Source organism: Flavobacterium sp., from assembly GCF_025352015.1.
Lineage (GTDB): Bacteria > Bacteroidota > Bacteroidia > Flavobacteriales > Flavobacteriaceae > Flavobacterium.
On sequence record NZ_JANXUG010000083.1, the window covers coordinates 1 to 8,317 of the forward strand.

Genomic DNA, 8,317 nt, shown 5'->3' on the forward strand with positions numbered 1-8,317 from the left:
TGTTGGGATATGGGAAAATGGGAAAAGTGATCGAAAGTATTGCTCTAAATAGAGGCCACGAAATTGTTTTAAAAAAAGACGAAACCAATACTTTTGCAGGCTTATCAACTGCCGATGTTGCTATCGATTTTAGCGCACCACATGTGGCAGTTGAAAATATTTCTACAGCTCTTAATACAGGAATTCCCATCGTTTCTGGAACTACAGGTTGGCTGGGTCGTTACGACGATATAGTTCATTTGTGTGAAGAAAAAAAAGGTAGCTTTTTGTATGGTTCTAATTTTAGTTTGGGTGTTAATTTATTTTTCGAACTGAATAGTTATCTTGCAAAATTAATGACGAAATTCAACGAAGTGTACAAAGTATCTTTAGAAGAAATTCATCACACCCAAAAATTAGATTCCCCAAGCGGAACAGCAATTTCATTGGCTAAAGAAATTATTGAAAATTCAAATTACACCACGTGGACCGAAGGAAAATCGACTGAAAATCAAATTCATATAGAAGTAAAACGAATAAATGATATTCCCGGAACGCACAGTGTGTATTACAAATCTGATGTCGATTTTATTGAAATTAAGCATGTTGCACAAAATCGAGTTGGCTTTGCGCTGGGTGCTGTAATTGCCGCCGAATGGCTCATTGGCAAAGAAGGGGTTTTCTCGATGAAAGATGTTTTAGATTTAGAAAATAGAAAATAAACTTGGATGAGTTCAAACAAACGTCATAATTACAAAAATTTAAAGATTTGGCAATTGGGTGTAGAAATTACAAATGATATATCTGATGTTTTAATTGATTTTACTAAACATGAAAGATATGATTTAAGTATTCAAATAAGCAGATGTTCAGTTTCAATTCCCAGTAATATAGCGGAAGGGTCATCAAGAACAGATAAGTCTTTCAGTCATTTTTTAGATAGCTCCTTGGGATTATTTTTTGAATTAATAACACAGTTAATAGTTGCAAAACATAGAAAATATATAATCGAAAATACATTTCAAAAACTAGAATTAAAAATAGAAGATTTTCAAAGAATGACAATGTCATTTCAAAATGGACTTACATAAATCTGTTTGCTTTGTTCTATTTTCTATATTCTTAATAAAATTTGTAACAAATAAGCAAAATTATAAACTTATTCACTCATAATCTTTCAAACTCAATAACATGTCACTATTTCAATGGTTTATATTTTTTCTATTAGTTCAAATCATCCATGGTCTTGGCACATGGAAATTGTACCAAAAGGCAGGAAGACAATCTTGGGAAGCATTTATCCCAGTTTACAATGCTATTGTTTTAATGAAAATAATCAATCGTCCTTCATGGTGGACAATTTTATTGTTTATTCCCATCATCAATCTTATTATGTTTCCTGTAATATGGGTAGAAACGTTGCGAAGTTTTGGTAGAAAATCATCTATAGATACTTGGCTTGGTATAGTTACTTTTGGCTTTTATATTTATTACATAAATTATACCCAAGAGGTAAAGCATATTGCCGATAGAAGTTTAATAGCTACTACCAAAACCGGTGACACTGTTAGTTCACTACTATTTGCAGTTGTTGTGGCGACATTGGTGCATACATATGTGATGCAACCCTATACTATTCCGACCTCTTCTTTGGAAAAATCATTATTGGTAGGCGATTTTCTTTTTGTAAGTAAATTTCATTACGGCGCACGAACTCCTATGACTACTGTAGCAGCACCAATGGTTCATGATACTTTACCTATCGTAAAAACAAAATCATATTTAAGTTGGCCACAATTACCTTATTTCAGATTTCCAGGATTACAAAAAGTGAGCAAAAATGACATTGTCGTTTTCAATTGGCCAGCTGACACTGTATACAAATTTTTTGACACATCGGGAAGAAGCATTTTGAAACCGGTAGACAAAAAATCAAATTATGTAAAACGTTGTCAAGGCACTCCTGGTGATTCGCTACAAATAAAAAACGGAACAGTTTACATCAACGGAAAAGAATTGATTTTACCAGAAAGAGCAAAAACACAATATTCTTATAATGTTACTTATGATATGAATGCCTCTTTAGATTTTGAATACCTGTTACAAGATCTTGGCTCAACAGACGGCTATGGTTTTAAAAATGAAGTTAGAGATACCCTGTATATTAGAGCACTTACAAAAGCTGCAGCCGAAAGATTAAAAAATATTCCTGGTATAAAATCAGTTACACAAGTGGTTACAAAAAAAGGAGAATCTAATATTTTTACTCATAATCCAAATTGGAATGCAGACAATTTTGGTCCAATTTATATTCCAGAAGCTGGAAAAACAGTAGCGTTAAATTTGAAAACGCTTCCTTTTTACAAGCGAATTATCGCAGTCTACGAAAACAATACTTTAAAAGTAGTTGGCAATGATATATATGTAAATGATAAAAAAATAACTTCCTATACTTTCAAACAAAATTACTATTGGATGATGGGAGATAACAGGCATAATTCAGAAGACTGCCGTTACTGGGGTTACGTTCCCGAAAATCACATTGTGGGTAAACCTGTTTTTATTTGGATGAGTTGGAATTCTTCCGGAAAAGGGCTCAACAAAATACGTTGGGAACGACTATTTACAACTGTGAGTGGCGAGGGACAACCGCAATCCTATTTTAAAATCTTCCTTGGGTTGTTGGCGCTATATTTTATAGGTGATTATTTTTGGAAAAAAAGAAAAGCGAACAAAACTTAATCAATTTGAAAATTAGATAATTTGAAAATTTGAAAATGTAAAAAGTCATTCAGTCTGTTTTAGATTTTATGACTTTTGACTTTTAAAACTTTAAACCAAGTGAACATCATTATCCATCCGTCTTATTTCCCATCTATCAGCAATTTTATAGCGATTGCCAATGCAAATTTGGTGACCTTTGAAATGGAAGATAATTTTCAGAAACAAACTAATCGGAGCCGGATGTATATTTACAGTCCAAACGGAATTCAACTATTGAATGTTCCAGTAAAACACAGCAACAATAGGCATCAACGCATTAAAGAAGTCAAGATTGAAAATGACTTTGATTGGCAAAAACAACATTTCAAATCGCTCGAAGCGGCATACAGAACATCGCCGTTTTTTGAATATTTTGAAGATGATTTACTTCCAATTTTTCAAAAAAAACATACTTTTTTGATGGATTTGAACCTAGAAACCATGTCGATTGTTTCTAAATGCTTGCGATTAGAATTTGACTATAATGAAACATCAGAATTCTTCCACAACGTAGATGAAAAAGTAGATTGTCGACATTTGATTAACGGAAAAAAAGATACTTCAAAATTTGAATCGTACACCCAAGTTTTTGGAGACAAACACGGCTTTTTAAACAATCTTTCGGTTTTAGATTTGTTGTTTAATGAGGGACGCTTTGCCTTGGAGTATATAAGAAAACAACTGCTCTAACTACTCCAAAAAACTCAAGCGTGTCATTACCGGAAAATGATCGGAATTTTCAAACGCAGTAAAAGTCGTAAAACTTTTGACTGTCATTTTTTTATTAGCAAAAATATAATCTATTCGAGCGGGATAATATTTAAACTTATACGTTTGTCCAAAACCATTTCCTGCTTCTTCAAAACAATCATTCAAATCGGTTTTTATACTTCGATATACATAAGAAAATGGACTATTGTTCATGTCACCACATATAATAATCGGATACGGACAATTACTTTTATGCTTGAACAAGATTTCGGCTTGTTGTTCTTGTTTAGAAAAAGCATCCCGAATTCGGGTAAAAACCTGCTCTGATTTGCTTTGATTGATGGAGTCAACATGCTCTGAAATCTCATTAACATCAGGTGATATTTTGATAGATTGTAAATGAATATTATAAACTCTCAAAGTATCTTTTCCGATTTTTATATCAGCATAGATAATATTGTTTCCCGCCTGTGGAATTTTGAAATCGCCTTGATTAAATATGGGAAATTTAGAGAAAATTGCTTGTCCAGTTTTTATTTTTTTGCCTTCCATAAAAATGGCTTTGTACTTGTAAATTCGCAAATCTACTTTGGCAGTTTCTGAATATTCTTGAATGCATAAAATGTCAGGGTTTTGCTCATTGATAAACCCCAAAATAGCATCACCAACGTTTCTATAAGGAATCCAATCAAATAAATTAAACAAGCGCACGTTGTAACTCATTACAGTAAAATCTTTTTCTTCACTTATTTTATCTGTAGAGGAGAATTTGTAAAACTTATTGATAAAAGTAATGCCCAATAATAAAACGACACCCGAAAGAATCACCTGTCGTTTTAATTGCAGTAACCAATAAATAAAAAATAACGCGTTTAAAATAAGAAACAAAGGCAAAATCAAAGTTAATACTGAAAGCAGCGGAAACATTTTAGGGGCCAGAAACGGCAAAACATAAGCAACAAAAGTCACTACAGTAATAACTATATTAAAACCAAATACTACTTTATTAAACCACGATAATTTTTTCATTACACTTTATTTCCCAGCTTTGAACAAGAATTCTTTTTCTTCTTTATTCAAACTATCATAACCTGACTGGCTGATTTTATCCAAAATTTCATCCAACTGTTGTTGCGATTTATCTTTAACAACAATTTTACTCTCTCTTTTTACCATGGGTTTTCTAGGATTTACATGCACTTTTCTGAAAGGTGTAGCTTGTTTTTTGCTAAATAAATTCAATACAAAATCAACAATTTTACTTAAATCAGTGCCGTTTTGCAACAACTTGATGTAAATATAACCGAAAAACGCTCCGCTTAAATGAGCAATATGACCGCCTGTGTTATCCATCTGAATTTGTAATAAATCCAAGATAACCAGCACAGCTGTAATGTGCCAAAGTTTTACATTTCCGATTAATAATAATCGAATTTCCATCAAAGGCTGATACGTTGTGGTGGCTACTAGCAAGGCCATGATAGCTGCCGATGCACCAACCATAGCCGAGGTTTGATGTAAAAAATAAAAACTCAACACAAAACACAACCCTGCAAAAATGGCACTCAAAAGATATAAACCAAGATATTGTTTTTGGGTGAAAAAAGTTAGAAACAATCGACTAGAAAAGTTGAGTACCATCATATTAAAAAACAAATGCAGAAATCCATAATGCAAAAAAGCATATGTCAATAATGTCCATGGTCTTGTTAAAACAATTTTTGGTTCAGATGAAACCGCCAACCAATTTGGATAGTTAAAAACGCCAAACTTAAATTGGTAGAAAAATAGTATCGATAGTAGAAAAAAGCCCACATTCCAATAAATCATCTTATTGGAAATACCTCCTATTTTATACTGAAACTTTAAATCCTCGATGATACTCATAGCTTAGTTCCACCTATTTTTATTAAACTGATTTTTCTTCCAGTACCACATCATAATAAAACCCGTCAAGGCTCCGCCAATGTGAGCAAAGTGAGCAATTCCTGTACCGCCAGCGCCAAAAAGCGAGCTTCCTTTAAATCCTAAAAACAAATCGACTGCAATAATTCCAGGCACAAAGTATTTCGCTTTAATCGGAATCGGGATAAACATAATTCCTAGTTCTGCCATTGGAAACATAAACGCAAACGCAGTCAGCAATCCGTAAATAGCACCCGAAGCACCCAACGAAGTAGATTGAAAATTTTGTACTGCCGAAGCCAATATATTAAACTGATCCTGATTGCATTTTGCATTATCTAAAATAGTTTTTACTTTGCTCGCGAGCATTTGCCCATTACCATCAAAGACGCTGCCGTAGTCTGCACTCAAAAGAATTTGAATATCGTTTTTAGAAAAATTCAAAATTGACAATTGCTCTAATGCATATTGTATTTGGAAATAATTTACGGCTGTATGCAACGCTGCCGCACCTAATCCACAAGAAATATAAAAGAAAATAAACTTTTTCGCTCCCCAAAAATGCTCCAAAGCAGATCCAAAAGAAACCAAAGCAAACATATTGAAAACAATATGCATCAAGTTGGGCATTGGCGCATGCATAAACATACTGGTTAAAGGTTGCCACACTCTAAAATGGGGGCTTAACGGATAATACAAAGAAAACAATGGATAAGCCATTGCTACAAATTGTGAGCCTATAAAAAAAATAATATTTATAATAAGTAACTGCTTTACAGTTTCGGTCATGCGCATCATAAGCTGAATTTTTTATCTAAATCTTCCACACTCATCGTGATGAAAGTAGGTTTTTGAAACGGCGATACATTGGGTTCTCTACACCCAAAAAGATTGTGTACCAAATTTTCTTGTTCTTTTTCGGTTAAATACGTTCCGGTTTTTACAGCCAAACTTTTTGCCATCGACTTGGCAATGGTATCGTTTTGACAAAAACTGCTATCCGGAATGCCATCTTGCAAATCACTTAATAACTCTTCCAAAACAATAGAAATTTCGCTTTCCGTTACATTCACCGGCAAGCCAGAAATAATCACACTGTCCTCATCAATCGTTTCAAAAATAAATCCCGTATGTTCGAGAGCTGTTTTTAATTCGACTAATAAAGTGATTTCGCCTGATGAAAAATACAACTGCAACGGAAACAACAATTGCTGACTAGATGCCTTCTGAACAGTCATACTGGTCAAATAGCCTTCATACAACACCCTTTCGTGTGCTCGTTTTTGATTAATAATTACCATCCCAGATTTTATAGGACTAACAATGTATTTTTTATGAATCTGATACGTTCGTTTTATTTCTTCATCTAGTAAGTTTTCTTCAAATAAAGAAGACGACACAGCATCGGTTTCAAAACTCATTTCTGCAATTTGCTGTCCTGCATGTTTCAATCCTACGTACAAACTTTCCCAACTAGGTTGGGCTTCTGGTTTTCTAAAATTAGAAGAAACTGCAAAAGTTTTATTTGATTTTTCTTCCGAAAACGGATTGTATTCCCTATCCACCTGAATCGTCGGGTACGCTACAACTTTATTTTGATATTGATACGGGGTGTCTAAATTAGAATCTCTATCAAAATCTAAAACAGGCGCAACATTAAATTGTCCCAAACTATGCTTAATCGCAGCACGCAAAATAGCATACAAGGCATGCTCATCATCAAACTTAATTTCAGTTTTAGTGGGATGAATATTAATGTCAATGGTGTGTGGCGGAACGTCCAGATACAAAAAATAACTTGGTTGCGCGCCCGCCGAAAGCAATCCGTCATAAGCAGCCATCACCGCATGATGCAAATAACCACTTTTGATAAACCTATCATTTACAAAAAAAAATTGCTCTCCCCTATTTTTCTTGGCAAACTCTGGCTTGCCTATAAATCCGTGCAGATTTACGATGTCGGTTTCTTCTTTTACAGGCACCAACTTTTCATTGGTTTTACCCGAAAAAATATTAACAATACGTTGCCTAAAATTCGAAATCGGTAAGTTAAACATTTCACTACCGTTATGATACATCGTAAAATGAATACTAGGATGCGCCAGGGCAACACGCTGAAATTCATCTACAATATAGCGCTGCTCCACCGTATCCGATTTTAAGAAATTGCGTCGCGCCGGAATATTAAAAAACAAATTCTTAACAGAAAACGAAGTTCCCCTTGGCAAAACCGCTGGTTCCTGCGACATAAATTTGCTTCCCTCAATGATACAATGTGTCCCAAATTCCTCTTGCTCCTGTTTAGTTTTCATTTCCACATGAGCAATGGCAGCAATAGAGGCTAATGCTTCGCCACGAAATCCCTTGGTGTGCAGCGAAAACAAATCCTCGGCATGCCGAATTTTAGAAGTAGCATGGCGTTCAAAACACAAGCGCGAATCGGTAACATTCATCCCAATGCCATTATCTATAACTTGAATCAAGGATTTTCCAGCGTCTTTAATAATGAGTTTAATATCGGTAGCTTTTGCATCTACAGCGTTTTCTAGCAATTCTTTAACTACAGATGCAGGTCTTTGTACCACTTCGCCCGCCGCAATTTGGTTGGCAACATGATCAGGAAGTAATTGAATGATGCTCGACATTTATTCTTTTTGCAGTTTAAAGTATATGGTTTAAAAGTGAAAACCAAAGCACCAAATTTAGGGAAAAACTATGGTGATTAAAAGATAAAAATTCATTAATCTCCAATAAAATTACAAAACCTGTTACGCTACATTGGTTGCGCCATAGCTAGGCCACGCATTTATTAGAAAATGGTACCGATATACGCTACATACAGCAGTTTTTGGGACACTCAAGTATAAAAACCACTACTATTTACACGCATTTGACCAAAACAGCCGTTGATAAAATACAAAGCCCACTAGATAGAATGGTAGATAACTTGAATAAGAAA

At 34.3% G+C, this 8,317-nt stretch carries 8 protein-coding genes and 1 pseudogene; 5 read left to right on the plus strand and 4 right to left on the minus strand.

Annotated features, from left to right (window positions below; genetic code table 11):
- The first annotated feature begins 2 nt into the window (after positions 1-2).
- The 4 genes from dapB to Q0Q96_RS08270 all read left to right on the plus strand — a co-directional run bounded on the left by dapB (position 3) and on the right by Q0Q96_RS08270 (position 3,432).
- Positions 3-701 (plus strand): 4-hydroxy-tetrahydrodipicolinate reductase, encoded by a 699-nt coding sequence (dapB, locus tag Q0Q96_RS08255; protein ID WP_293873574.1) that lies wholly within the window; start codon positions 3-5, stop codon positions 699-701.
- 6 nt (positions 702-707) lie between these two features.
- Positions 708-1,070, plus strand: a complete 363-nt coding sequence (locus Q0Q96_RS08260; RefSeq protein WP_293873577.1) for a four helix bundle protein — start codon at positions 708-710, stop codon at positions 1,068-1,070.
- Positions 1,071-1,170: 100 nt separating this feature from the next.
- Complete coding sequence (lepB, locus tag Q0Q96_RS08265) at positions 1,171-2,721, plus strand: signal peptidase I (RefSeq protein WP_293873579.1); 1,551 nt, start codon at positions 1,171-1,173, stop codon at positions 2,719-2,721.
- A 99-nt stretch (positions 2,722-2,820) separates the two neighbouring features.
- Positions 2,821-3,432, plus strand: a complete 612-nt coding sequence (locus Q0Q96_RS08270; RefSeq protein ID WP_293873581.1) for a WbqC family protein — start codon at positions 2,821-2,823, stop codon at positions 3,430-3,432.
- Here the strand turns inward: Q0Q96_RS08270 and Q0Q96_RS08275 are convergent, their stop codons facing one another.
- Genes Q0Q96_RS08275 through mutL form a run of 4 tightly spaced genes read right to left on the minus strand, consistent with a single transcriptional unit; the run spans position 3,433 to position 8,003 of the window.
- The gene (locus Q0Q96_RS08275; protein ID WP_293873584.1) at positions 3,433-4,482 is read right to left on the minus strand and encodes an endonuclease/exonuclease/phosphatase family protein; all 1,050 of its coding nucleotides are present in this window, start codon (positions 4,480-4,482) and stop codon (positions 3,433-3,435) included. It lies immediately after the preceding gene.
- A 6-nt stretch (positions 4,483-4,488) separates the two neighbouring features.
- Entirely contained in the window at positions 4,489-5,340 is an 852-nt protein-coding gene (locus Q0Q96_RS08280; protein ID WP_293873587.1) for a rhomboid family intramembrane serine protease, read from the minus strand.
- A gap of 3 nt (positions 5,341-5,343) precedes the next feature.
- A complete protein-coding gene (locus Q0Q96_RS08285) occupies positions 5,344-6,156 on the minus strand; it encodes a rhomboid family intramembrane serine protease (RefSeq protein ID WP_293873590.1) in 813 nt (270 codons plus the stop codon).
- On the minus strand, positions 6,153-8,003 hold the full coding sequence (gene mutL / locus Q0Q96_RS08290) for a DNA mismatch repair endonuclease MutL (RefSeq protein WP_293873593.1): 1,851 nt from the start codon (positions 8,001-8,003) through the stop codon (positions 6,153-6,155). Before mutL ends, Q0Q96_RS08285 begins: the two co-directional genes overlap by 4 nt.
- A gap of 164 nt (positions 8,004-8,167) precedes the next feature.
- On the opposite strand from mutL, the pseudogene Q0Q96_RS08295 reads away from it, so the two are divergent.
- Positions 8,168-8,317, plus strand: a pseudogene (locus tag Q0Q96_RS08295) (tyrosine-type recombinase/integrase); the annotation flags it as partial.